The organism is Paludibaculum fermentans (assembly GCF_051172195.1).
GTDB lineage: Bacteria > Acidobacteriota > Terriglobia > Bryobacterales > Bryobacteraceae > Paludibaculum > Paludibaculum fermentans_A.
This window is the reverse complement of sequence record NZ_JBPJAQ010000001.1, coordinates 3,682,943-3,704,889: the sequence shown is the minus strand read 5'-3', so window position 1 is coordinate 3,704,889 and position 21,947 is coordinate 3,682,943. Positions and strand designations below refer to the sequence as shown.

The 21,947-nt window shown below is 60.4% G+C and carries 22 protein-coding genes; 10 read left to right on the top strand and 12 right to left on the bottom strand.

Annotated features, from left to right (window positions below; genetic code table 11):
* The first annotated feature begins 148 nt into the window (after positions 1-148).
* The 5 genes from ACR9Y2_RS15075 (at position 149) to ACR9Y2_RS15055 (ending at position 4,103) form a co-directional block, all read left to right on the top strand.
* On the top strand, positions 149-844 hold the full coding sequence (locus ACR9Y2_RS15075; protein ID WP_435042201.1) for a transposase: 696 nt from the start codon (positions 149-151) through the stop codon (positions 842-844).
* 461 nt (positions 845-1,305) lie between these two features.
* Entirely contained in the window at positions 1,306-1,701 is a 396-nt protein-coding gene (locus ACR9Y2_RS15070) for a GntR family transcriptional regulator (RefSeq protein ID WP_435042200.1), read from the top strand.
* Entirely contained in the window at positions 1,698-2,594 is an 897-nt protein-coding gene (locus tag ACR9Y2_RS15065; protein WP_435042199.1) for an ABC transporter ATP-binding protein, read from the top strand. The genes ACR9Y2_RS15070 and ACR9Y2_RS15065 overlap by 4 nt, the downstream gene beginning before the upstream one ends.
* On the top strand, positions 2,594-3,334 hold the full coding sequence (locus tag ACR9Y2_RS15060; protein WP_435042198.1) for a hypothetical protein: 741 nt from the start codon (positions 2,594-2,596) through the stop codon (positions 3,332-3,334). The genes ACR9Y2_RS15065 and ACR9Y2_RS15060 overlap by 1 nt, the downstream gene beginning before the upstream one ends.
* A 97-nt stretch (positions 3,335-3,431) precedes the next feature.
* Complete coding sequence (locus ACR9Y2_RS15055) at positions 3,432-4,103, top strand: ABC transporter permease subunit (RefSeq protein WP_435042197.1); 672 nt, start codon at positions 3,432-3,434, stop codon at positions 4,101-4,103.
* 191 nt (positions 4,104-4,294) lie between these two features.
* Here ACR9Y2_RS15055 and ACR9Y2_RS15050 read toward each other — a convergent pair whose 3' ends face one another.
* Positions 4,295-4,633 carry a hypothetical protein gene (locus ACR9Y2_RS15050; protein ID WP_435042196.1) on the bottom strand — a complete coding sequence of 113 codons (339 nt, stop codon included), beginning with the start codon at positions 4,631-4,633 and terminating at the stop codon, positions 4,295-4,297.
* Between the two features lie 129 nt (positions 4,634-4,762).
* Between ACR9Y2_RS15050 and ACR9Y2_RS15045 the strand changes: the two genes are divergently transcribed.
* Positions 4,763-5,098, top strand: a complete 336-nt coding sequence (locus ACR9Y2_RS15045; protein ID WP_435042195.1) for a hypothetical protein — start codon at positions 4,763-4,765, stop codon at positions 5,096-5,098.
* Positions 5,099-5,260: 162 nt separating this feature from the next.
* Here ACR9Y2_RS15045 and ACR9Y2_RS15040 read toward each other — a convergent pair whose 3' ends face one another.
* The 10 genes from ACR9Y2_RS15040 to ACR9Y2_RS14995 form a co-directional block, all read right to left on the bottom strand.
* Positions 5,261-6,262, bottom strand: coding sequence for a sigma-54 interaction domain-containing protein (locus ACR9Y2_RS15040; RefSeq protein ID WP_435042194.1), 1,002 nt, complete (start codon positions 6,260-6,262; stop codon positions 5,261-5,263).
* A 229-nt stretch (positions 6,263-6,491) separates the two neighbouring features.
* A complete protein-coding gene (locus ACR9Y2_RS15035; RefSeq protein WP_435042192.1) occupies positions 6,492-6,854 on the bottom strand; it encodes a hypothetical protein in 363 nt (120 codons plus the stop codon).
* A 144-nt stretch (positions 6,855-6,998) separates the two neighbouring features.
* On the bottom strand, positions 6,999-7,613 hold the full coding sequence (locus ACR9Y2_RS15030) for a response regulator (protein WP_435042191.1): 615 nt from the start codon (positions 7,611-7,613) through the stop codon (positions 6,999-7,001).
* Between the two features lie 29 nt (positions 7,614-7,642).
* Positions 7,643-10,771 carry a sensor histidine kinase gene (locus ACR9Y2_RS15025; protein ID WP_435042190.1) on the bottom strand — a complete coding sequence of 1,043 codons (3,129 nt, stop codon included), beginning with the start codon at positions 10,769-10,771 and terminating at the stop codon, positions 7,643-7,645.
* A 419-nt stretch (positions 10,772-11,190) separates the two neighbouring features.
* Complete coding sequence (locus tag ACR9Y2_RS15020; protein WP_435042188.1) at positions 11,191-11,769, bottom strand: hypothetical protein; 579 nt, start codon at positions 11,767-11,769, stop codon at positions 11,191-11,193.
* A 46-nt stretch (positions 11,770-11,815) separates the two neighbouring features.
* Complete coding sequence (locus ACR9Y2_RS15015; protein ID WP_435042187.1) at positions 11,816-12,361, bottom strand: PIN domain-containing protein; 546 nt, start codon at positions 12,359-12,361, stop codon at positions 11,816-11,818.
* Entirely contained in the window at positions 12,345-12,809 is a 465-nt protein-coding gene (locus ACR9Y2_RS15010; RefSeq protein WP_435042185.1) for a helix-turn-helix domain-containing protein, read from the bottom strand. The genes ACR9Y2_RS15015 and ACR9Y2_RS15010 overlap by 17 nt, the downstream gene beginning before the upstream one ends.
* A gap of 469 nt (positions 12,810-13,278) precedes the next feature.
* Positions 13,279-13,431 (bottom strand): hypothetical protein, encoded by a 153-nt coding sequence (locus ACR9Y2_RS15005; RefSeq protein ID WP_435042184.1) that lies wholly within the window; start codon positions 13,429-13,431, stop codon positions 13,279-13,281.
* Between the two features lie 9 nt (positions 13,432-13,440).
* Entirely contained in the window at positions 13,441-13,671 is a 231-nt protein-coding gene (locus ACR9Y2_RS15000; RefSeq protein ID WP_435042183.1) for a hypothetical protein, read from the bottom strand.
* Positions 13,668-14,513: an SDR family oxidoreductase gene (locus ACR9Y2_RS14995; protein WP_435042181.1), complete on the bottom strand. Its 846-nt coding sequence runs from the start codon at positions 14,511-14,513 to the stop codon at positions 13,668-13,670. The genes ACR9Y2_RS15000 and ACR9Y2_RS14995 overlap by 4 nt, the downstream gene beginning before the upstream one ends.
* On the opposite strand from ACR9Y2_RS14995, the gene ACR9Y2_RS14990 reads away from it, so the two are divergent.
* Positions 14,512-14,997 carry a winged helix-turn-helix transcriptional regulator gene (locus ACR9Y2_RS14990; RefSeq protein WP_435042180.1) on the top strand — a complete coding sequence of 162 codons (486 nt, stop codon included), beginning with the start codon at positions 14,512-14,514 and terminating at the stop codon, positions 14,995-14,997. The two genes, ACR9Y2_RS14995 and ACR9Y2_RS14990, sit on opposite strands and share 2 nt — an antisense overlap.
* Before the next feature lie 525 nt (positions 14,998-15,522).
* Here the strand turns inward: ACR9Y2_RS14990 and ACR9Y2_RS14985 are convergent.
* Positions 15,523-15,978: a low molecular weight phosphatase family protein gene (locus ACR9Y2_RS14985; RefSeq protein WP_435042179.1), complete on the bottom strand. Its 456-nt coding sequence runs from the start codon at positions 15,976-15,978 to the stop codon at positions 15,523-15,525.
* 819 nt (positions 15,979-16,797) lie between these two features.
* Here ACR9Y2_RS14985 and ACR9Y2_RS14980 point away from each other — a divergent pair.
* The 3 genes from ACR9Y2_RS14980 (at position 16,798) to ACR9Y2_RS14970 (ending at position 21,812) form a co-directional block, all read left to right on the top strand.
* The gene (locus ACR9Y2_RS14980) at positions 16,798-18,777 is read left to right on the top strand and encodes a TonB-dependent receptor plug domain-containing protein (RefSeq protein WP_435042178.1); all 1,980 of its coding nucleotides are present in this window, start codon (positions 16,798-16,800) and stop codon (positions 18,775-18,777) included.
* An 85-nt stretch (positions 18,778-18,862) separates the two neighbouring features.
* A complete protein-coding gene (locus tag ACR9Y2_RS14975; protein ID WP_435042177.1) occupies positions 18,863-19,429 on the top strand; it encodes a YfiR family protein in 567 nt (188 codons plus the stop codon).
* Positions 19,419-21,812, top strand: coding sequence for a response regulator (locus ACR9Y2_RS14970; RefSeq protein ID WP_435042176.1), 2,394 nt, complete (start codon positions 19,419-19,421; stop codon positions 21,810-21,812). The genes ACR9Y2_RS14975 and ACR9Y2_RS14970 overlap by 11 nt, the downstream gene beginning before the upstream one ends.
* Positions 21,813-21,947: the final 135 nt, after the last annotated feature.

The window sequence follows — 21,947 nt, the reverse complement described above, 5'->3', positions numbered from 1 at the left end:
TACTGATTCCCGTACGCATACGTCTGGGTCCAGCCCGAGGCGCCACTGGGCGTCTCCGTCGCCCCGGTCAGGAAAGGGGACAGCCTGACCCGTCCCAACCGAGTTTTGCTTGAGAATTCGGCATGTCCACCTGCACTTTATCATCAGAATGCCCCGGATTGCCCGATGCGTTGCGCCCGGCGCGGCCCACCACATCACCCAGCGCGGCACCGCGCGCCAACTCGTCTTCCGTACTCGAGCCGATCGCCTGGTTTATCTGGATCTCCTGCGTGAGCAGGCGGGCTTCGCGTCCGTCTCGGTTCTCGCTTACTGCTTAATGCCCAACCATATACACATGATCGCGGTCCCTCCGGAAGAGGACTCCCTGGCCATCCTCTTCCGGCGTGTCCATGGCCGGTTCGCGCAGTATTTCAATGCTCGACGCTCGCGTTGCGGGCATCTCTGGCAGAACCGTTTCTACTCCTGTCCGATGGGGCCCGCGCATCTCTGGACTGCAATCCGTTATGTCGAATCAAATCCCATGCGGGCCGGCCTGGCGGAGCAACCGGTGGACTATGAGTGGTCGAGTGCGGAGGCCCATTTCAGCGGCCACGATCGTCGCCGACTCCTGGACATGGAGTTCTTCCGACGGTCCGGGGGAGTCGAGAATTGGCGCCAACTGTTTGGGATGCCGGCGCCAGAAGCGGAGTATCGTCGCCTTCGTAAATCGACACACGCCGGGCAACCTCTTGGGGATGAGTTATTTCTGGAGAGCATTCGCTTTCAGCAGCAGGCTCGCAAACCGATGACTGGCGCGGTGGCCGGCGACTGCCCACCGGAAGAGTTGACCTCGGCTGCCGGCTGATGGCCGGATTAAGGAGGTTTGCGCTCTGCTTCGTTGCGCGCGGAATCGTACGGCGATGTCATGAATCCCGGAGGTCATAATCGCGGTGGGCCGCGTCAGGCTGTCCCCCTCGCCGCGTCAGGCTGTCCCCCTCGCGTCCCCCTCGCGACCCCGCCGGAACGCGCCTGTCCCGGGTACTTCACCAGCATCCGGAATCCCAGCTTGACATCCAGCCGCCAGGAGTGAAGAAGACTCATAGGTTCAATAGGAAGACGCATGCGGAGCCGAATTATCTCAGGCGGGCGCGAGTAGAGATGGGGTTCGCGTAGCCCTCACGATGCTGTTGCCGATGTGTCCCTTGTGTGAACGGCGATCGAATGATGAGCCACCCGGCACGTCTCGTTTGCCTCCTAAACCTGCGGGGCAGGAAGATTTCTTGACAGGCCGACTGTACCGCTGTACCCTTTATCAGGTACAGTAGTTTGCAGTTCAAACTCAATCTTTCAGCGGGCCAGCCTCTCTATGCGCAACTGGTCCAGCAGGTTCGACATGGTATCGAGACCGGGATCCTCCAAGACGGCGATGTGCTGCCCGGCATTCGCACCCTGGCCGAGACGTTGGCCGTAGGCCACAACACTATCGCCAAGGCTTACTCGGAGCTCGAGCATGAAGGATTGCTGGAACTGCGGCAAGGCCTTGGCGCGTACATCACCGCGAGGCGAAGACAGAAATCGAGGGCCGAATTGCTCCGATCCGCGAGGGAGAGCATGCGGGCATTTGTCGCCAGCCTGCGGGATAAAGGACTGACCGACGAAGAGATCCTCCGCCTAGCTGAGGCTGAGATTCTCTACTCGGATTCGCTTGTGGAGGGACGATGACGCCCGACTATGTGATTGAGGTCAGCGGTCTGACCAAGCAGTACGGCACGGTTCAGGCGGTAAACGACATTACATTCCATGTGCCGGCCGGCAGCGTAACGGGATTCCTCGGCCGAAATGGCGCTGGCAAGAGCACTACCATCAAGATGCTCCTCGGCATGATTTCTCCCACATCGGGCAGCGGCACGATGTTGGGCGCGCGCATCGATGTAGCGGCAGAGAGCCTTCAGGCTCGCCGTAGAGTCGCCTTCGTGGGGGAAGACAAAGGTCTTTACCCGTACATGACGGTTCAACAACTGATCCGCTTCACGCGTTCCTTCTATCGGGACTGGCAACCCGAAGTGGAGGCCACACTGCTGCGGCAGTACGCCCTGCCGCTGAACCGCAAAGTCAAAGCACTCTCGAAGGGCATGCGAACCAAGCTTGCGCTGCTGCTCGCCCTCGCCCGACGGCCCGCGTTGCTTATTCTCGATGAACCGACGGAAGGGCTCGATCCCGTATCCATAGAGGATCTTCTCCAATCCCTCTCGGGCTCTACCGCGGAAGGCACAACCGTGTTCTTCTCCTCACACCAGTTGAGTGAGGTGGAGCGAATTGCCGATGAGATTCTCATCCTGGATCGCGGGCGACTCGCCATGTCGTTTTCCATGGACCAGTTGCGCGAGAGCTACCGCTGGGTGAATGCCGGTTTCGACAAGCAGCCGCCAAGCTTTGAGTTCAAGATCCCCGGTGTCGAACATTCTCATACAAACGGCCGCCAGGTGATTGCGCTGGTCAAAGGCGATGCCGACCGCGTCGCCCGGCATGCAAAGGATCTCGGGGCGGTCTCCGTCGAGATTGCCCCGGCCAGCCTTCGGGAGGTCTTCCTCGACACGGTGAAGGATCACGCCTGATGCTCTGGTACAAAGCATGGCGGGAGACCCGGAACAGGTTCATGATGTGTGTGCTCACTCTCATCTGGGTGTGTACGGTCATTCTGGTCCTTCAAAGCCGCTCGCGTTTCCAGTCTTCGCCCCCCATGGACTATGCGGCTTATGTCTGGAATGCGATCTACAAGGACTACGTCCGCAATCTATTCGTCGTGCTCGTCATGGTGCTCGGCTGTGGGGGCCTGCGCCAGGAACAGTCGGCCGGAACCGCGGGATTCACCCTGGCCCTGCCTGTCCGGCGGTCTCATCTGGTGATGGTGCGGGCGGCGGTGGGCATCCTGGAAGTAGTGATCGCGGCGCTTGTTCCGGCCTTCGTCATACCGGTACTTTCCCAATTCACTGGAGAGCAATACGCAGTATCGCAAGCCCTCCAATTCGCCATCCTTTGGGCCCGCTGCGGAGTGCTGGTTTTCGGCCTTGCCCAACTTCTGTCCACGGTCATCCCCGGCGTCGCCTCGGCATGGATCACCTGTTTCCTCGTGACGATGCTCTATACAGCGATCGTGAATGTTTCAGCACTCGACAAGTATCCTGGCCTCGATTGCTTCAAAATCATGAGCGGAGCGCGCCTTTCCTATTTCAATCCGTCCGATCATGCGATCACCGGCCCCCTGCCGTGGGTGCCGCTGGGCGTGATTGTTGTTCTCGGAGCCGGCTGCGTAGTCCTGGCCGCACGCATTCTCGAATCCAAAGACTTCTCCTGACCAGCGAGGTGCCGAAGTGATGCTCTTCTACAAAGCATGGCTGGAAAGCCGCTCCCGGTTCTTCATCGGGCTCATTGTGATAGCGGCGCTCTGTTGTGTGTTTGTCTTCTTCCATGAGTTATTCCGCTCGCGAATGCAGACCACACGGGGCATCCTTCCATACCCGGACTACATCTACCTGCGCGTTTACGGCGGATTCGTTCGCGGCATCTTCCTTCTGGTGGCGATCGTGCTTGGTTTGGGAGGACTGAATGCTGAACGGGAACGGAACACGCTGATGTTCACGCTGGCCTTGCCCGTCCGCCGCGGCTATCTGCTCGCCACGCGCGCCATGACAGGATTGGCTGAAGTGGCGACCCTTGCACTGCTGCCTGCGCTGCTGATCCCCTGGCTGTCGGCTGGAGCCGGCCAAGTCTATCCGGCGTTTCAGTCCTGGAGCTTTTTCGTCCTGTGGGTCGCAATCGGCTGGGTCGTCTTCGCCTCGGCGTTCCTGGCATCCTCTGTGCTTGAGAACGATTACTCGGCGCTCACCGCAGCGCTGATCGCTTTCTACATTTACCCATTAGCGGTCGCCAGGACGCCATTCCTCCGGCCATACCCCTTGCACATTCACTACATCATGAACGGAACCGGGATGCCGTACTTTGATCCCCGGACCCACAGCTTCGTTGGCCCCCTGCCGTGGGCGATTCTTGGTGGGGTTTTGCTGGTATCGGTTGCGCTGATTTACCTTGCCTCTCAACTGCCAGTCAGAATGGACCGATCCTAGCGGGCCAAGCCGAGGCAACCGGACCCCTTCTCTCTCTAGAACCCGGCAACCGGTTCCAGGCTGCGCAAGGACGAATGATTTTCCCGATCGGCACCATGCGCCGTCTGTGCCAAGCCGTTTGGATGAGCCTAGAAAGGCGGGTTTACTTCTTTGCGTCAACCGGGACGGCGGGCGCATCGGGATTGTTGATGTCATCCACGATTTTCCGGAAAGGGAACAGCCACTGACCCGTCCCAACCGAGTTTTGCTTGAGACTTCGGCATGTCCATCTGCACTTCATCATCAGAATGCCGCGGATTGCCTGATGCGTTGCGCCCGGCGCGGCCCACCACATCACCCAGCGCGGAACCGCGCGCCAACTCGTTTTCCGCACTTGAGCCGATCGTCTGGTTTATTTGGATCTCCTGCGTGAGCAGGCGGGTTTTGCGTCCGTCTCGGTTCTCGCTTACTGCTGAATGGCCATCCACATACACCTGATCGCGGTCCCTCCGGAAGAGGACTCCCTGGCCGTCCTCTTCCGGCGTGTCCATGGCCGGTTCGCGCAGTATTTCAATGCTCGACGCTCGCGTTGCGGGCATCTCTGGCAGAACCGTTTCGACTCCTGTCCGATGGGGCCCGCGCATCTTTGGACTGCAATCCGTTATGTCGAATCAAATCCCATGCGGGCCGGCTTGGCGGAGCAACCGGTGGACTATGAGTGGTCGAGTGCGGAGGCCCATTTCAGCGGCCACGATCGTCGCCGGCTCCTCGATATGGAGTTCTTCCGGCGGTCAGGGGGAGTCGAGAATTGGCGCCAACTGTTTGGGATGCCGGCGCCAGAAGTGGAGTATCGTCGCCTTCGTGAGTCGACACACGCCGGGCAACCTCTTGGGGATGAGTTATTTCTGGAGAGCATTCGCTTTCAGCAGCAGGCTCGCAAACCGATGACTGGCGCGGTGGTCGGCGACTGCCCACGAGAGGAGTTGACCTTGGCTGCCGGTTGGTGGGCGGGTTAAGGAGGTTTGCGCCCTGCTTCGCTGCGCGCGGAGTCGTACGGCGATGTCATGAATCCCGGAGGTCATGATCGCGGTGGGCCGCGTCATGCTGTCCCCCTCGCCGTCATGACGAAATCCAGTGCCGGCCTGCCGCGAACGACGGTTGAAGCATGCGCCGCCAGTTCACCAGTTCGCGGCAGCATAGAATTGCTCGTCGGTCAACGTCCGAATGCCGCGTGGCCGCGACGACCGGCGGGTTTCGATCCCCAGCTTCCGCATCTTATAAATCAGCGTCGTTCGAGCCAATCCGAGCCGGTTCGCCGCTCCATCCTGCCCGCCGATCATCCAATCGGTTTGCTTCAACGTCTCCAAAATATGCTCTCGATCAGCGTCGGCAAGCGTCCGTGCAGCACTTTCCGAAGGCTGCTTCACGGTCTGCTTCAGGCCTAGAGGCAGGCGCAACACGGAGCCAGGCGAAAAGAGCACCGCGCGTTCGATGACGTTTTGCAGCTCCCGAATATTTCCCGGCCAATCATGCGCCTCGAGTACCGCCACCACTTCATCGGGAATCAGATCGATGGGTTTGTTGAGACGCGCCGCGAACTTCGCTACAAAGAATTCCGTCAGCGCCAGAATATCCTGGGCGCGTTCACGTAACGGGGGGAGGCAGATTGGAATTACATTCAGCCGGTAGAATAGGTCTGCTCGAAACAGCTTTTTGTTCACGAGTTCGGCCAGATCCTGGTTGGTCGCCGCAACTACACGGACATTGACCCGAACCGTCTGTGCACTGCCCAATCGTTCAAACTCCTGCTCTTGTAGGACGCGCAGCAGCTTAGGCTGAAGCTCCAGTGGCATATCCCCAATCTCGTCTAAGAAGAGCGTTCCACCATCGGCCGTTTGGAACCTCCCGATCGTTGGCGCCCAAGCGCCCGTGAATGCGCCTTTCTCGTGACCGAACAGCTCGCTCTCCAATAACGCGCTCGGAATGGCCGCACAGTTAAGGGCAACAAAGTGGTTTTTACGGCGAGGACTTGCCTCGTGAATCGCCTTCGCGATCACTTCTTTTCCGGTGCCGGTTTCACCCTGGATTAAGACAGCGGAGTCCACCGGTGCAACCCTCTCGACTTCTGTCAGTAATGCCCGAAATCTCGGGCTGGAACCGATCAAATCTAAAGTAGCCATCGTCGTCTCCTCTTTGGGCCAATAACGAAAAGGACAGCCGGCGGAAGGGTGCCTTCCCCCCTTCCGCTGTAACTTCATGACATCCGGAGGAACACGACCTGGATTAAAATGACTCCCAGTAATTCCAGGTCACTGTTTTCTGCTCTTTATTCTGGCGGTAGGCCTGGCAGGTTTCACCCCCCAATCGTTCTCGATCGGGTCCCCCAGTTTTTGCGGCCCTGATCCCTCTCTAGAGGGATGAGTTCCTACCCCGACTGCGATTCTCCATCTTGAAGCGCTTTCTACCGAAAATGCGAGCGTCGATCGACCATGCACCAGGGCCGAGCATCGCCACCCCAGCGGTCACCACGGCCAATATGATGTGAATCAAGCGGTTGTCCAGCTCTGAAGGACCAAGTGAAAACGCGATCCATAGCTCGTCAAGAGTGATGACTGTCCCCACAACGGGCGTCCACAAGCCGGCGACCAGGAAGATGCCGCCGACTCCCGCGATAGCATCTCGAGCGGCAATGCCTGGCGTTCCGAGCGTGACAAAGAAGGGCCTGATGCCAAGATGAATCAGGGCGGTACCGACGCCAAGCCTCAGCAGCAAGAGGCCGACCCCAGGCCAGCTGTTAGGAAAGGTCGAAAATAGACGTTGCAGAGTAGATCCCGACCCCATGGTATGGAATCTGCACCTTGGGCCGATACGCCCGGAAGGGCTCCGTGCCATCCCCCATTCGAGGGATATGATCGCCTATAGTGCTATGATTCCGCGCCTGAGTGCGATTGTCACGGCATGAGTCCGATCGTTTGCACCAAGCTTGGGTAGAATGTTTTTCACGTGATGCTTAACAGTTTCCTCGGTAAGCCCTAATTGCTTAGCGATCTCCTTATTGGCATTTCCAGCGGAGATTAGCCGTAATACGTCTGTTTCCCGTGGGGTCAAGGAGTCGTCCGAGGCATGCTCTGCAATTTCGGCAGCACTCTCTGATGACATTCGCTTTTGGCCGGCATGAACCGCGCGAATCGTTTCGAGTAGTTCCTTTCTCAACATGTCCTTCAACAGGTACCCTCGGGCGCCGCTTCTTAAAGCGCGAGAAACCTGGACATCACCGGCGTAGCTTGTTAATACGACGATTCGCGCTGCCGGGAACTCGCCGCGAATCGCACTTAACGCATCAATGCCGCTCATCTCCGGCATTTGCAGGTCCATCAACGTAACATCAGGACGGTGTATTCGGAACTGCTCGACCGCTTCACGTCCGTTCGAGGCTTCCGCGACCAATTCCATATCCGATTGCCTCCCGATCAGCGCGGCGATGCCTTCGCGGACGACGGGATGGTCGTCTACTGACAGAATTCGGATCATAAAGTCATTCGCTCTTTCCAGGAATACCTTTAGCGGGAGGGACCTGGCCGTTTACCATAAGCAATCGAGCCTGCGATATTCAACTCGATCTCCGTCCCGGCTCCCACTCCGCTCCAGATATCCAATTTTGCACCGATCCCGGCGGCGCGTTCACGCATGCCGGCCACACCGTAGTGGCCGGGACGACCTTCTTCGAGAATTGCGGGTGAAATACCTGCTCCGTCATCACGAACTCGCAATCGGAAGCAGCGCTCGTCGTAGATGATCTCCACTTCAATATGACGCGCCTGGGCATGGCGGAAGGCATTTCGAAGCGCCTCGCGCGTAATGCGATAAACCTCGTCGCGGACGATCGGGTGGAGTTCATGAACCCGGCCCTCGACTAAGAAGCCGAACGTCGCCGAACTTTCACCGGACAGTTCGTCGCCCATGGCTCTCACCGCGGGCGGCAGGTCGTTGCTGAGGACAGTAGACAAGCGCAAATCATGAACGGCCTTGCGACCCTCAGCGACTACCTGATCCGCGCGGTCGAGGGCTTGCTCCAGTTCTTCCTTTGCTTCCCCCGGCGGAAGCAACTCATAGAGCGCTTGAAACCGGAGTATCAGCCCCTGAAAACCCTGCAAGAGGGAGTCATGCAGATCGCGGGCGAGCCGAGTTCGCTCATCCACACGCAGCCCAAGACGCACGGTGAATTGCCTGGCAATCTGATGGAGCCGGATCCGATGCAGGCCCCACAGCAATCCCATAAAAGCGGCCGCGCACGACGCCAGGAACCAACGAGTCTGAAAATATGCAGGAGCAATGGCGAAAGCGAGTGAGGCACCTGCCTCGTTCCACACCCCGTCGTTGTTGCAGGCGATCACGCGAAATTGATACGACCCAGGCCCCAGATTGCTGTAGTAAGCCTCGCGGCGCGTACCGGCGTCATGCCATCCCTTATCGGCTCCGTCCAGTTTGTAACGAAAACGAACGCGCTCGGGTACGGATAAGCTCAATGCAGTGTAGTCAATTTGAACGTTCGAGGTATGCGCGGGGAGTCGCATATCGGCCAATCGCGGATAGAGTGAACCATCCGCCGATAAGGAGGTAATCGCAACTGCCGGCGGAATCGTATTTCTCTTTGGAGTCACTTTCGGGTCGATCCAGGCGAGGCCTTTTGTCGCCGTGAACCATATCCGGCCGTCTGTTCCTTGTATTGCCTTTGGATATGGGTAGATATTCTCCGCCTGTCCCGGAAGGCCATCAAAGAATCCGAATTGCTCCGACTGAAAGCGATAGGAGGCATCATTCAAAGCCCGATCCACCTCATCCTTGGAGGCGTGAATGACACCAGCCGCGGTGTTGAGCCAAAGCCCATTGTTCCCTGCATCGACAATTCCGGTAATGTCTTCCAATGAATCCATAGCAGCCGGTTTCATATGGCGAAAGCGACCTCGGTCGATCATAACCAGACCACCTGCACCGCCCGCCCATATCTGCTGGGGAGCACGCTCGGCGAAGGCCTTGACATAGCGCAGGGGCGTATCCGGCTTGACGGGATAGTCCACAACGGTGCCTCTATCCATCGTGATGATGTCGCCTTCGTAGGTTGATACCCAGATTCGACCCGAGCTGTCGGAAAACATGTTCACGACTCGCTGCTTCGCGACTTCAGGCGCAGTCGGCCAGGGCCTCCAATGGTCGGGCTCCAAAGAGAAGAACCCATGACCGCTGGAAAACGCCCACAGCGTTCCTGACCTGTCACCCGCAACCTGCCATGAGCCTGACCCGCCCCCGCCGTGACTATATGGAGCCGTGGCCACCTTTCGGAAGCCGCCGTTCTTCCATTGTTCCAGCGCGTCACTCAAGAACCAGTTAACGGCACGGGGATCTCGATAAGGTTTGAAGGCACCGGAGGGGACAAATGATACTTCACCGTAGTCGCCGTGGGTCTTGCCAGCATAAGCCCAACTGCCTACAACCCAGACATAACCGCCGTCAGCGGGCGCCACCGCGACCCGATATAGAGATGTTGGCAGGACAACCGGAACCAAGGCAGTATCACGGAACTGGTCCAGTCCATCCCGCGTTCCTACCCAGATATTTCCCTCCCGGTCTTCGAGTATGGGAGTACTGCTGTCGGCACTTAAACCATCCCTCGAAGTGAACGTCTGCACGACATCGCTGGTCTTCGAAAGTGGCCCCTGCGTGTGCAGTGCGCGGTGTGGGACGCGGACCACTCCGGAAGTATCCGTCGACATCCAAAGACTTCCATCACGGTCGAAAAGAAGATGGGCGGCGGTCCTAATCTTCACTACTAACCGATCTTCGCTAAGACACTTGGGGGGTGTCCCTTTAGGGGTCTCCACCTCGCATTTGGCAATCGCGGCGGATCTCGGACTCACGGATGTGCTAATGGCCCGTACATAGCTTAGGATGTCCGATAGCCATATTGTTCCGTCCTGTGCCTCCCCGATGGAGGCCGAGAAACCGGCATAGGCACCTGTCGGTTCAAATCGCTTCGATCCTTGTTTTAGGTACAGTACAGTGTTGTTGACGCCTGCCCAGAGAATTCCGTGGCTATCGACGAACAATACATCTGAAGTGATGTGGGGCACATCTTCCGGGAAGTTCCAATTCTTACCAATGCGCTCCCATCGCGTACCGTTGAAACGTATAACTCCGGCCTCGGTGTTTGCCCAAATGGTGCCTTCGTGGTCCTGGACGATGCTGGTAGGGTTTGACGTTACACCATCAGACGTGTCATATCCTTTGACGTCGCCGCTACGCAGGACACAGATCTTGTTCTCGAGCCGATAAGCGATCCACAAACTGCCATCCTTCAGCGCCCGCAAGCCACGCACCGGGCCTTCTGAAAGCCTGTCTCCCGATTTCGGGACATAGCGCTCGAAACGAACGCCGTCGAATCGAAACAGACCGTTATCCGTACCTATCCAGAGAAATCCATCCGTGGTCTGTGCCAAGGCCTGCGCTCTGCCCGGATACCCATCCTTTTCGCTCCAAGACCGGTGCGCGAGTTGGTGGATGTCGCGATCCGGATTGAGAGCTCTGGCGCTGGGTACGAGCAGAAGAAGGAAGGTATAGATCGAAAGTATTGGGGCGACCTTCATCGGAGTTCCTTCGATCCTTAACACAGGAATCGCAGGCAGCTCCGGCATTTATCCGCGAAGCTACCGTGCCAGATCCAAATCTCGATCGTTCTGTCGGGCCCGATTGGAACTACTGAAGGTCCTCGACGGTCATGCTGAGTTGTGCACAACGCGCAGCATCCCCCAAACTACCAAACGAAGTGGCTCCACACAACCGTGATCGGGCGGCGTGTCGCTGACCGGCAGGGATAGCTTTCGCCGGACACCCTTCCCGGAAGCCTGCGCCAACCTGACAACGGGTGCTCCGCCGTGCCGCTACACCTCACACAGGTAGCTGTGGACTGATTCGCATGGGAGTGATCGCAGATGAGCTTCGAGGAGGAACAGGGTTTGTCCAAGCCAATTGGATAGGAGTGGTGGATTTCGCGCGGTTCACCGTCAACTCCGCCAACGTCACGCCCGTGACCTGGATCGGCCCGCCAAGGATTCTATTGACCTTCGTCACTCGGCCGGTCCATCACGAGGCTACCAAGCAACTGGTCAAGGCGGCCGATTAATCCCATTGTCCAGGACGTATGCTCGGGCGTCTTCGGCGCAGGATCGAACATGTCCCGGTCCAGGATATCCATTCGGATCAGCCGCATCTGTTTTCCGCAAGGCACCGCCATCGTGATATCAGCACCGCTGAAGACCAAGCATTTCCTGCATCGCTTCAACTCGCGCCGCAGCGCCTTCTCAGGAATAGCGCAAGGGCTTGTACCACCGAGCAAGTCCGCAATCGTCTGCGTGGTCGAGGCCGTGGCTATTTCGACGGTGGCAGGCTGCGTACATGGATCTCCGGGCGGTGTCAGGATGATCCGCTTAATCTCGGCACCCTGTCCTCGTGATCGGACCGAGATTATCTCGTAGAACTCAAATGGTGGTCCAAAGTCGAAAAACGTGCGGCGCCCCACGGCAAACTCGGATGGCGGTGGCGGTGCCGGATCCTGCTTTTTGTTCGGTGTTCCAGCCATGGCTGCCAGCCAGAGGAACAAGAGAGCAGCAGACCGGATTATCACGAGGACCATTGTACCTTCGGGCCCGTCGACTCGTGCCTGGTCCGGGTCCGCTACCTCAGCGCGAACGCTTCACGCCGCTTGGTGCCTGCTGGTGGAGGCGATCCAGGAGTGCGTCCAAGGCTATTCCGCGCGCGGCTGCCTGGGCCGTCAACTTCTCCATTAGCAGGTCGGCGTCGAAGTGGAACTGATGCACCAGGAAGTCATCCGGCGTGAGGATATCGAGATCGTACGGAGTAGCTGATTCCGGCCGAAAGTGCTTGACGTTGTGCGTGACGATGGCGTGTGCGCCGCAACGCACGGCGGCCGCGAGGACGTGGCGGTCCTTTGGGTCATTGGTCATCGCCCCAACGAGGCACTCGTAGCCGGCGACGCTGGCATCCTCGAACGCGGATTCCATGGCGAAGATCCGCCGCTCTGCCTGCGCCGGCGTGTAGCCCATACACTGCAGCGTGGATCGAAGCTCGCGCAATATGCCGGCGGACCACTTCGGGATGTAGAACGCCGGATCCTCCGCGAGGCGGAGCAGAGTGTCGCAGAGTGGCATGGGCGCCAACACGCAGGTGTCGAGAACGGCGATGTACTGATTACTCTGGGCGAGCATCCGGCGGCTCCAGATCGTAGAGGCCATCCCCGGCCTCGGCCCGCGTCAAGTCATCGAGGATCTTGCGCCGGTTCGAATCCCGTTTGGCCTTGTACGCCAGGAGGTCGCGGACATAGATGCGGCGGTGCGTCCCCACCATGTGATGGGGCATGTCGCCGCGCTCCAGTAGCTTGATGAGGAACTGCCGCGAGATGCCGAGCATTCGCGCGCCCTCGACCGTGGTGAGTTGCGCGTCGTTCTGGACGATAGCAACCGACTGGCCCTCGCACAGATCCGCAATCAGCTTCACCAGGAACTCGTAGAGGGAGACCGGCAGGCTCTGCGTCCTGCCATCCGGCCCGACCAGCTTGGCTCGGCTTCGCTGGATCTTCTGATAGAGTTCCAGCACCTGTCTCTGGTCGGTCCCTGAGATCGCCAGCGGTATTTGGGTCTCTTTGTTCCGTGGCATGGTCATCCTTCCACGACCAGTATATGCTTTATCTGACTCAAATGCTATATATGCAACTGGAGACTCGAAGGATTCGCGATTGCGATGGCGTATTTGATTGGACTTGCTGCCCAGGTGGATAGCGAGCGAAGAAAGCCGGGGCGGGTGGTACTTGCCCTGCTGCGCAGTTCCTGGTTCGAAGAGGAGGCCTAAAGTCCTCCGCAGGCTGAAGCCCACCCCACATGCGGATAAAGTCCACCTCACAAGGCACTGATACCTTCCCACACAGCACTGGCGCCTGCCCACAGGGCTTGGGAGGCTGCCCTGCCATGGATGAAGCCTTGGCTTCGCGGCCTCGTTTCTCAATGGAGCTTTGGCTTGGGCCCTCCAGATGCGGCGTGCCGAGGATCTTCAGGCCTTGCACTGTGGCGTGGGCGGTTTCGAATTGCATTCCGTACGCCACGCCTCCGAACGGGGCGGGGCGCCCCATTCAATTTGGCGAGAGCGGCAGCGTGTGGATGATCACCGGCAGGTTCCGCGGCGACCAGGCGGGGTCGTCGGGCAGAACCTCGGCGCGCACGGTCAGGCGGGCATCCCTGGTGAACGACCGGTTGGCGGGCTTGAAGAGCGCGGGTTCGCCCACAGCGTAGACTCAGTCCGACAGGACGACGGTGATCGCTCCAACGCCCGTGCCGGCATTGACGCGTTGTGCAGCGGCGGCCAGTGTCTTGAGGGGCTTATCCCTGGACCCGGGCTTCGTGTCGACCCCAATCGCAGAATTCAGGTAAATGGTTGCGCCGGCATCCTGGGCGCTGGCGCGGCCCGCGAGAAGACGGGCCCCGCTTGCCGCGAAGCCGGTTTGGAGGAGTTGACGCCGATTCATTTCCAGGCCGCGACGTTCGCCTGGGCGAACGCCCGGAAGGTGATTGGCTTGCGGCCGACGACTTGTTCCACAACCGGAGTTACCGGCGCGGCATAGCCGGCGCGCACCACGCTGTAGAGTACGGTCAGGTAGCCGATCGCCGACTCGGGCATCCCGAGTCCCCGAGCCCCATCCACCATCTGCTCCTCGGTCAGGGCGTGATAAGCCACCGCGCGGTCCGAAACTTCACTGACAATTTTCGCGGCCTCGAGGTGGTCCAGCGCCTCGGGGCCGGTCAAATCAAGCTCCTTGCCGGTCAACGAGTCGCGGAACACGGCCAGCGCCACGGCGGCGATATCGCGCACCGAGATGAAGCTGGTCTTGCCGTCCCCCGCCGCCAGGTGGATTCCGCCCGTACCCTTGATACCGCCCGCCAGGAAGCCCTCCGAGAAGTTCTCCATGAAGAAGTTCGGCCGCAGGATCGTGTAGGGGACTCCGGAATCCATCACGATATGCTCGACGACGCGCAGCGGGGCCTGCTCGTTGAAGTTCGCGCCGAAGGCGGAAATGAAGACGATATGTTGCACGCCCGACGCCTTCGCACATTCCACGACGGGACGGAGCAGAGCCGGTGCGTCCGGCTCGAGGGAGGGGGAGATCAGAAGGAGGCCTCTCGCACCGGAGAGAGCTGGGGCGATGGTGGATGAAACGTGGTAGTCGAATCGAACCGACGTCTCGCCGGACGGGGCCTTTTCGGGATTGCGAACTGCCTGCCGAACCGCGAGGCCGCCACTCACGAGCGCATTGACGAGCGCGCGGCCCAGGACGCCGGACGCTCCTGTAATCAGGATGGGTTGGTTCATGAAGTTCTCCTCCCTCGATTCTTTGATACCTGGGATAGAATCACAAGTAGGCACCTTAATGAGCGATAGTCACCTTTTGGAAACCAAGGCTCCCTGGGATGTGTTCAATAGTAAATGTCCAACGCGCCAGGTGCTGGACCGAATTGCTGACAAGTGGACGGTGCTGGTGATCCGGCGGCTCTCCTGCGGGACAATGCGCTTTGCCCAGATTCGTCGTTCCGTTGATGGAATTTCCCAGAAGGTCTTAACCAACACGCTCCGCAGCCTGGAACGGGACGGGCTTGTGACTCGGAAGATCTACGCCAGCGTGCCGCCTCGCGTGGAGTACACGCTGACGGATCTTGGCTATTCGTTGTGCGATCTGGTTGGAGCCATTTGTGGCTGGGCCGAGGCGAACATCGAACGCGTGCAGGCGGCGCGGGCCCTGCACGATCAGGCGGATGGGACGAGTTGGCGCGAGATGGATACGGCATTGCCGACATGACCTTCCATGGATTAGCGGCAGGAGAACACCGGCTTGTGGCCGACGAGTATTGTCGCGCGGCCTCGCAATCGCGTTCGAGGGCGACGGACAGGGGTGTGGTTTCGACTAGGAACCGTGGATCTTCGGCTTTCCAGGAAATTCGGCGGAGAGCCTTCCGCAGCAGGAGAATCTGGCGGTTGTGTCTGATCAGTCCTTCGTTGAGTTAGCCGCTCAGTACAGACTAGTTCGGCCGAGACCTGGTCAATTGCCGGCCGTCTCCGCTGACCAGAAGACCCGTAGCATCGCATCGCACGTACCGATACAAGCCGGCGATGAGTGGTTTGTCTATTTCCGGACGTGGCAGGATGCGTGCGTCTCCTCACCTGTTCGACAAGTACTGAAAAGGGAACAGACTGAGAGCCAGTCGGAATGTACTCCACCGCGAAACCCGACCCAGGCGGCGGCCGGGGCGCCTCCCGGCCAGCGTTTCCCGCGACAACCGATCCAATTGCCCCGGTTGGCGATCCACCAACGGCTCGCCGCCGTTCACTTCTGGATTTCGCCTACGAGCGCTTGCACCTGTTTCCGGATGTAATCTCGTGCTTCGCGGTAATCCTTGCTGGGCGAAGGGGTTGCGCTCCAATCCAGGGTCTTGACACCCTTCGGATTCCATTCCGCAAGGTCAGGTCCAAACGTCACGACCGCGGCGGCGCCTTCGAGGTCTTTCGCGGAGATCTTCACGGGCTTCGCTGAACCAAGGTCCGTACCATCGGCAAGAAGTCCCTTGCGAACGCCTGGAGCAATCTCGGCATCAGGAGTCGTGCCGCGCGAAACCACTCGCACCGCAATGCCTTTCTCTTTGGCGAGCCGTTCGAACTCGGCTTTGGCGATGATGCTTTTTGCGGCCCCATGTTCACAAACGAATACAACTTTCCTGGGTTGCGCCTGTTGGCCTAGCGCGATGGCGATGGTCGCCAGGATGATGGGAAACAATTTGCTCATGCTGCTCCCTGGTGCTGCATTTGCAGCGGTATTGAAACTTCAAATGTTGTGCCAACCTGCGGCGCCTGGCCACTTATGCGAAGGGCTGCTTGAGGCCGGTCTGCGATCCAGAGCGCGATGGAGAACCTGAGCCAGCTCTGCCGAGACTGCGCAAGCGGGCTCTGCCGGGGAGACGGAGTCGGCTGACCCATCCTCATCGAGCCTTCCTTGAGAAGCCAGGATATTCCTCTGCACTTTAGCATCAGGATGCCCGGAATTGCCCGATGTGTTGCGGCTGGCGGGGCCGACCACCTCACACCCGGCGGAACCGCGTGCCAGCTCGGGTTTCGTAGTCGAGCCCTATGCACCTGATCCTGGTCCCCTACCCTGGCGTGGGCGAACTCATCGACTCGCGCCGAAGCTGAACCTTTCCGAATGCGCCGTTGGGGCGTTGGGACGACTGGCGCCAGGGCGCTGATTGCTGAATTGGGTATCCCCCTCTGAGGGCGAAGTCTAAGCTGTTGAGCTGGGATGGGTGTCAGATGGAGGGTGTCATTGGTTGAGTTTGGGGGGGTGCCCTGCTGGTTGCGGAGGCTTGAGAAGATGGCCGGCACGATTGCCGGCCCGCAAGCCTGGGGGCATGCCCCACGTAAGATTACTCCACGGGAAGTTACTGGCCTCACGGAAGAGTACTGATTCCAGGGAGGACGGTTGAGTTTCCGCGCGCCGCGGCGGCACGGCCCGGTTTCCCGTGAGGTTCCCGATCCCGGGCCCGAGAACAAACGGCGGTCACGGATCCGGCTAAAGCGGCAACTGGCGATCGTCGATACCTATATTAAGATGTCGAGGTCCACTACCCTGCTCGCAGCAGGACTCTTCTGCGCCTTTGCGATGGGTGCGGAGCCACCCGGAAAGCCTCCGCCCGACTTGAACTCGATGCCCATTGAGCAATTGATGGACCTCCAGGTACAGACTGCAACACTAAGAAAACAATCCCTGAAGGATGCTCCAGCGAACGTCACCATCGTGACCGCGGACGAAATCAGGAAGTTTGGGTACCGGACCCTTTCCGAGGCGCTATCGAACGTCCGAGGCTTCTATCCCAGCTCCGATGGGCCGTTCCGGTTCATGGGCACCCGGGGATTTTCGCTGCTGGGCGACTTCAACATGCGCTTTCTGGTGCTGATTAACGGGCACAGCATGACGGATAACGTCTATGGCGCGATGTACTACTTTGGCGAGGATTTTCCCCTGAGTCTCGACCTGGTGGATCAAATCGAGATTGTGCGTGGGCCTTCTTCCGCCCTGTATGGCAGCAACGGGGTTTTCGCGACCATCAACATCATTACCAAGACGCCCAAGACGGCTGACGGCCTGAGTGCGAGCCTGGACGCGGGCACATTCGGGGACGAGCGGGTGAGTGTGACCAGCGCGACCTCGCTGGGGCGGAATGCCGGGTTGCTGATTTCGGCGACGGCCTCGAGGGTGGCCGGGCGGCGGATTGAACTGCAACGGCCGGGCGAGGCGGGGCTGACACCGACCGGCGTGGATCGCGGCGGCAATGGCGAGGGTTACAACCTGTTCGCGAATCTGGCCTGGGGTGAGTGGTCTGTGACGGCGGTCTTTGGTCAACACCTGGCGGAGGCAACGACCGGATGGTACAAGACGGAGATCGGGAACACAGGGACCACGGACCTGGAATCCCGTAACTTCGTGGAGGCGGCGTGGCACCGGGACCTGGGCGAGGACAGTTCCGTGCGGTGGCGAATCCACTATGACCAGTACCGCTATGACGCGATCTACGATTACGGCGAGGGAATTCGGAATTACGACGGCGCTTTGGGGGACTGGGGCGGCAGCGAGTTTGTGTACCAGCGCGGCATCCAGAAACTGGGCACGTTGACGCTGGGCGCGGAGGGCAGCGTGGACCTCCGCAATACCCAATACAACTTCGACGTCACGACATCAGGCGACGGCATTACGCGGCAGGACAACTTCCGGATCAGCCACCGGCGTGCGAGGGCCGGCCTTTTCGCGCAGCAGGAGGTGCGCCTGTTCCCGCGATGGACCCTGTACCTGGGCGGTCGGGTGGACGACTCGAATGAGGACAAGGCCTTCGTGTCGCCGCGAGTGGCCCTGGTTTACGAGCGGAAGAACCGGACGTACAAGGTGATGTACGGGCGGGCGTTCCGCAATCCTTCTACTTTCGAGCGGTATTGGGAGCCGAATCCGGAACTCAGGGCGGAGCGCGCGAACACATTCGAAGTCACCCGGGAGCAGCGGTTGGGCAAAAAGGCGAACTTCGTGGCGTCGGTGTTCCACTACGGGCTGTCGGGCCTGATCGAGGGGGTCCAGGTGAGGCCGGATACGCTGCAATACCGGAACTCTTCGAGGGCGAAAGCGACGGGATTCGAACTTGAGATCAACGGACAGCCCACGGAGTGGCTGGAGGCGGCAGCAAGCGTATCGATTCAACGAACGAGGGGGGCGGATGCGACCTCTTACCTGCAGAACTCCCCGGCGCAACTGGGGCTGATGCGGGCCGCGGTGCCGTTGCTGCGCAGGCGGCTGATGGCGGGCGGCGCGGTGCGGTACATGGGCACGCGGCTGGCCGCCGACGGGAGCCGCCTCCCTGGTGCGACCGTGGCGGATTTAACGCTGACGACCACGCGTCTTTTCCGGCAGATGAATGTTCAATTTGGCATCCGGAACCTGATGAACAAGGCCTACCAGGATCCGTTGAGCCCGGAACACGCGACGTTGAGTTTGCCGGCGGCCGGCCGGTCGGTGTTTGTGAGGTTTCTCTGGCGCAATGACTGAAGGTCGTCCGGCCTGTAATTCGAGCTTGTTGCGCCGCGCGTCCTGGTTCAGGGGCGGATGGCGGGGCTGGGGTGCGGTTGCCGCTATGCGGGTGCTGAGTGCCTGGGCCGGGACAGTGATGCTGGTGTACGGGAGTGGGCATCCGGCCTCGGGTGAGGCGATGGCCGTCCCGGGGGCGGAAGAGATGGAAGTGAAGGCGGCGTTTGTACTGAATTTCCTGCGGTTGGTGAATTGGGAGTCGATTCCCGGGGAGGAGAATGCGACCACGCTGTCGATTTGCACGTTGGGCCCGAGCGAATTCGGGGCGGCGGTCCGCTCCGCGGCGAAGGACAAGGTGATCGGCAACCGGACGGTCGCTTTCAAGGGCAAGACGGAGCCGGATGTGGCGCATTGCCGCGTCCTGCTGGTGGATGGGACGCAATACGAGATGGCGCGGGGACTGGTTCGGGCGCTGGGCCATCAGCCGGTTTTGACCATCGGCAATGGTGCGGGGTTTGTGCAGATAGGCGGCATGTTTGAACTGGTGGTGGGGGAGCGGAAGGTGCAGTTCGACACGAATCTTCAGGCGGTGCGCGCATCGCGGCTGGACGTCAGCGCCCGGCTGCTGAACCTGTCGCGCAACCTGAGGAAAGGAGCGAACGGTGTGGATTAGCAGGTGGTGGTTACCGGCCGCACCCTCGCTCCGGCGGCAGTTGACGGGCTTGACGCTGCTGGCCGGGATGATCGCGGCTGGACTGACGGCGGCCGGGATGATTGCCTACGAAGTGGTGTGGGTGAAGGAACAGTTGAAGAGCAACTGCACCTCCATCGCGGACATCCTGGGGAACAATATCGCGGCGGCGATGGCGTTCGATACGCGATCGGACGTGACGCGAAGCCTGGCGGCCCTGTCGGCTGAGCGATCGATCGTGCGGGCGACTGTGTTTGACGCCCGGTGGCGGCTTGTGGCGAGTTATGCGAGGCCCGATCCGGCGGGGGCGGCCAAGGATGCAAAGTCTCCGAAGAGCGGGGTGGAACCAGCTTCGGGGCTGGTGGTGGTGCGTCCGGTGCTGCTCGACCGGGAAGTAGTGGGCCATATCTCGCTGGAAGCGGATCTCTCGATTCTGCACGAGCGAGTGGTGGTGTACTCCTCGATCACGGCACTGTTCGCACTGCTGTCGCTGGGCATTGCGCTCGTCGTATCACGGCGGGTGCAGGGCTGGATCTCCGCGCCCCTGCTGCAGTTGGAGGCCGCGGCGCGGCAGGTGTCGGCCAAGCGGGATTACTCCGTGCGCATCGAGAATGAGCGAGGGGACGAGTTGGGCGCAGTGATGGCTGCGTTTAACGAGATGCTGCAGGAGATCCAGATCCGCGACAAGCGGTTGTCGGAATCGGCGGAGAATCTGGAGTCCGAGGTGGTGGCCCGCACGCGGGCACTGACTGAGGCCAATGCGCGATTGTCGGTGGCGAAAGAGAAGGCGGAGGACGCGGCCAAGGCAAAGGGAGAGTTCCTGGCGACGATGAGCCACGAAGTGCGGACGCCGATGAATGCGGTGATTGGATTCACGGGCCTGCTGATGGAGACGAACCTGACGCTGCAGCAGCGGGACTGGGTGGAGACGGTGCGAGGTTCGGGCCAGGCGCTGCTGGGGATCCTGAACGACATCCTCGACATTTCGCGGGTGGAAGCGGGCAAGCTGGGCCTGGAGCAGATCCCGTTTGCCCTGGAAGACGTGGTGGAGGATGTGATTGAGCTGATAGGGGAGAGAGCCCGGAGCCGGGGCCTGCGACTGAGGTTCGACCCGACTGCGGCGGTGCCCCCGCAGGTGCGAGGCGACCCCGGACGACTGCGCCAGGTGCTGCTGAATCTCCTGAGCAACGCTGTCAAGTTCACGGAAGTGGGCGAAGTGGTGGTGAAGGCCGATGTTTCGTCGAGCGAAGGTGAAGTCTCGATTGTCCGTTTCGATGTGATCGACACGGGGATCGGCATTCCCCAACCGGCCCAGAGATCGATCTTTGAAGCGTTCACGCAGGCCGATTCTTCGACGACGCGGCGGTTTGGCGGAACGGGCCTGGGCCTGGCGATCTGCCGGCGGCTGGTGGTGGCCATGGGGGGCGAGATCGGGGTCATCAGCCAGCCGGGCAAAGGATCGGACTTCTGGTTTACGGTGCCACTGACCAGGCTGCAGCGGGAGAGCGGGGCGCCTGGTGAATTTGCGGGCCGGCGGGCACTCATCGTGGATGATGACGAGCACGGCAGTGCCCTGCTGCGGCGGCGACTGGAACAGGCCGGGATGGCCGTCGATACGGCGAGGGATGTACAGGCCTTCCTGGGGGCAGGCGGCGCGAGCGGTGGTGAAGTCCCCACTTTCGATGTGGTGCTGCTGGGCGCGGAGCACGCTTCGCGAGACGGGATTGCGCTGGCGCGAGCGCTGCATGCGCAGCATTCGCTGGGTGACGCGCGCGTCATCCTACTGGCCGAGGAGGGCGCCCTGGCCGTGGAGGATCTGGACGCGGCGGGCGTAGCCGGGAACCTGGTCAAGCCTGTGCAGTTCACTCATTTGCTGCGCGTTCTGCACCAGACGCTGCGGACCGAGTCGACGGCGCCGTGCCCGGTTGGCCCGAAGGGCAGCAGGCCGCCAGGGGAAGCGGAGCGAAACGGTGAATTCTCGATCCTGGTGGCGGAAGATAACCTGATCAACCAGAAAGTTCTGCGATCGCAACTGGCTCGCCTGGGGTATTCGGCGCAGTTTGTCCAGAACGGGCGGGAGGCGGTGAGCGCGGCGGCGGGCATGCAGTTTGACGTGATCCTGATGGATTGCCAGATGCCGGAGATGGATGGATTCGAAGCGGCGCGCCTGATCCGGCAGGCGGAAGCAGGGCCCAGGCACACACAGATTGTGGCGATCACCGCCAACGCGATGCCCGAGGACCGTGAACTTTGCCTGGCGGCGGGGATGGACGAGTACATCGCAAAGCCCGTGGACGGTGGGGCGCTGGCGCGTGTCCTGGAGGCGGCCAGGGCCCGGATTGCCAAGTCGAGCATATTGCCGTAGAAGTTGTGCGTCCCTTCGTAGAGCCGATGGGGTAACAGGGTCGGACTCTAGTGGCCCGGCGGGTGTTTCCTGGTTCGCGGAAGGGCTGTCCTTATCACTTTCTTAGCGTGGATTCCGCGGTGGCGAACAGCCGCG

Excerpts from the sequence above, each read along its gene's own strand:
- ACR9Y2_RS15075 (WP_435042201.1), top strand. The coding sequence starts at position 149 with ATGCCCCGGATTGCCCGATGCGTTGCGCCCGGCGCGGCCCACCACATC.
- ACR9Y2_RS15065 (WP_435042199.1), top strand. The coding sequence starts at position 1,698 with ATGACGCCCGACTATGTGATTGAGGTCAGCGGTCTGACCAAGCAGTAC.
- ACR9Y2_RS15060 (WP_435042198.1), top strand. The coding sequence starts at position 2,594 with ATGCTCTGGTACAAAGCATGGCGGGAGACCCGGAACAGGTTCATGATG.
- ACR9Y2_RS15050 (WP_435042196.1), bottom strand. The coding sequence starts at position 4,633 with ATGGACACGCCGGAAGAGGACGGCCAGGGAGTCCTCTTCCGGAGGGAC.
- ACR9Y2_RS15045 (WP_435042195.1), top strand. The coding sequence starts at position 4,763 with ATGCGGGCCGGCTTGGCGGAGCAACCGGTGGACTATGAGTGGTCGAGT.
- ACR9Y2_RS15040 (WP_435042194.1), bottom strand. The coding sequence starts at position 6,262 with ATGGCTACTTTAGATTTGATCGGTTCCAGCCCGAGATTTCGGGCATTA.
- ACR9Y2_RS15030 (WP_435042191.1), bottom strand. The coding sequence starts at position 7,613 with ATGATCCGAATTCTGTCAGTAGACGACCATCCCGTCGTCCGCGAAGGC.
- ACR9Y2_RS15025 (WP_435042190.1), bottom strand. The coding sequence starts at position 10,771 with ATGCCGGAGCTGCCTGCGATTCCTGTGTTAAGGATCGAAGGAACTCCG.
- ACR9Y2_RS15020 (WP_435042188.1), bottom strand. The coding sequence starts at position 11,769 with ATGGTCCTCGTGATAATCCGGTCTGCTGCTCTCTTGTTCCTCTGGCTG.
- ACR9Y2_RS15015 (WP_435042187.1), bottom strand. The coding sequence starts at position 12,361 with ATGCTCGCCCAGAGTAATCAGTACATCGCCGTTCTCGACACCTGCGTG.
- ACR9Y2_RS15010 (WP_435042185.1), bottom strand. The coding sequence starts at position 12,809 with ATGCCACGGAACAAAGAGACCCAAATACCGCTGGCGATCTCAGGGACC.
- ACR9Y2_RS15000 (WP_435042183.1), bottom strand. The coding sequence starts at position 13,671 with ATGAATCGGCGTCAACTCCTCCAAACCGGCTTCGCGGCAAGCGGGGCC.
- ACR9Y2_RS14990 (WP_435042180.1), top strand. The coding sequence starts at position 14,512 with ATGAAGTTCTCCTCCCTCGATTCTTTGATACCTGGGATAGAATCACAA.
- ACR9Y2_RS14995 (WP_435042181.1), bottom strand. The coding sequence starts at position 14,513 with ATGAACCAACCCATCCTGATTACAGGAGCGTCCGGCGTCCTGGGCCGC.
- ACR9Y2_RS14985 (WP_435042179.1), bottom strand. The coding sequence starts at position 15,978 with ATGAGCAAATTGTTTCCCATCATCCTGGCGACCATCGCCATCGCGCTA.
- ACR9Y2_RS14980 (WP_435042178.1), top strand. The coding sequence starts at position 16,798 with ATGTCGAGGTCCACTACCCTGCTCGCAGCAGGACTCTTCTGCGCCTTT.
- ACR9Y2_RS14975 (WP_435042177.1), top strand. The coding sequence starts at position 18,863 with ATGCGGGTGCTGAGTGCCTGGGCCGGGACAGTGATGCTGGTGTACGGG.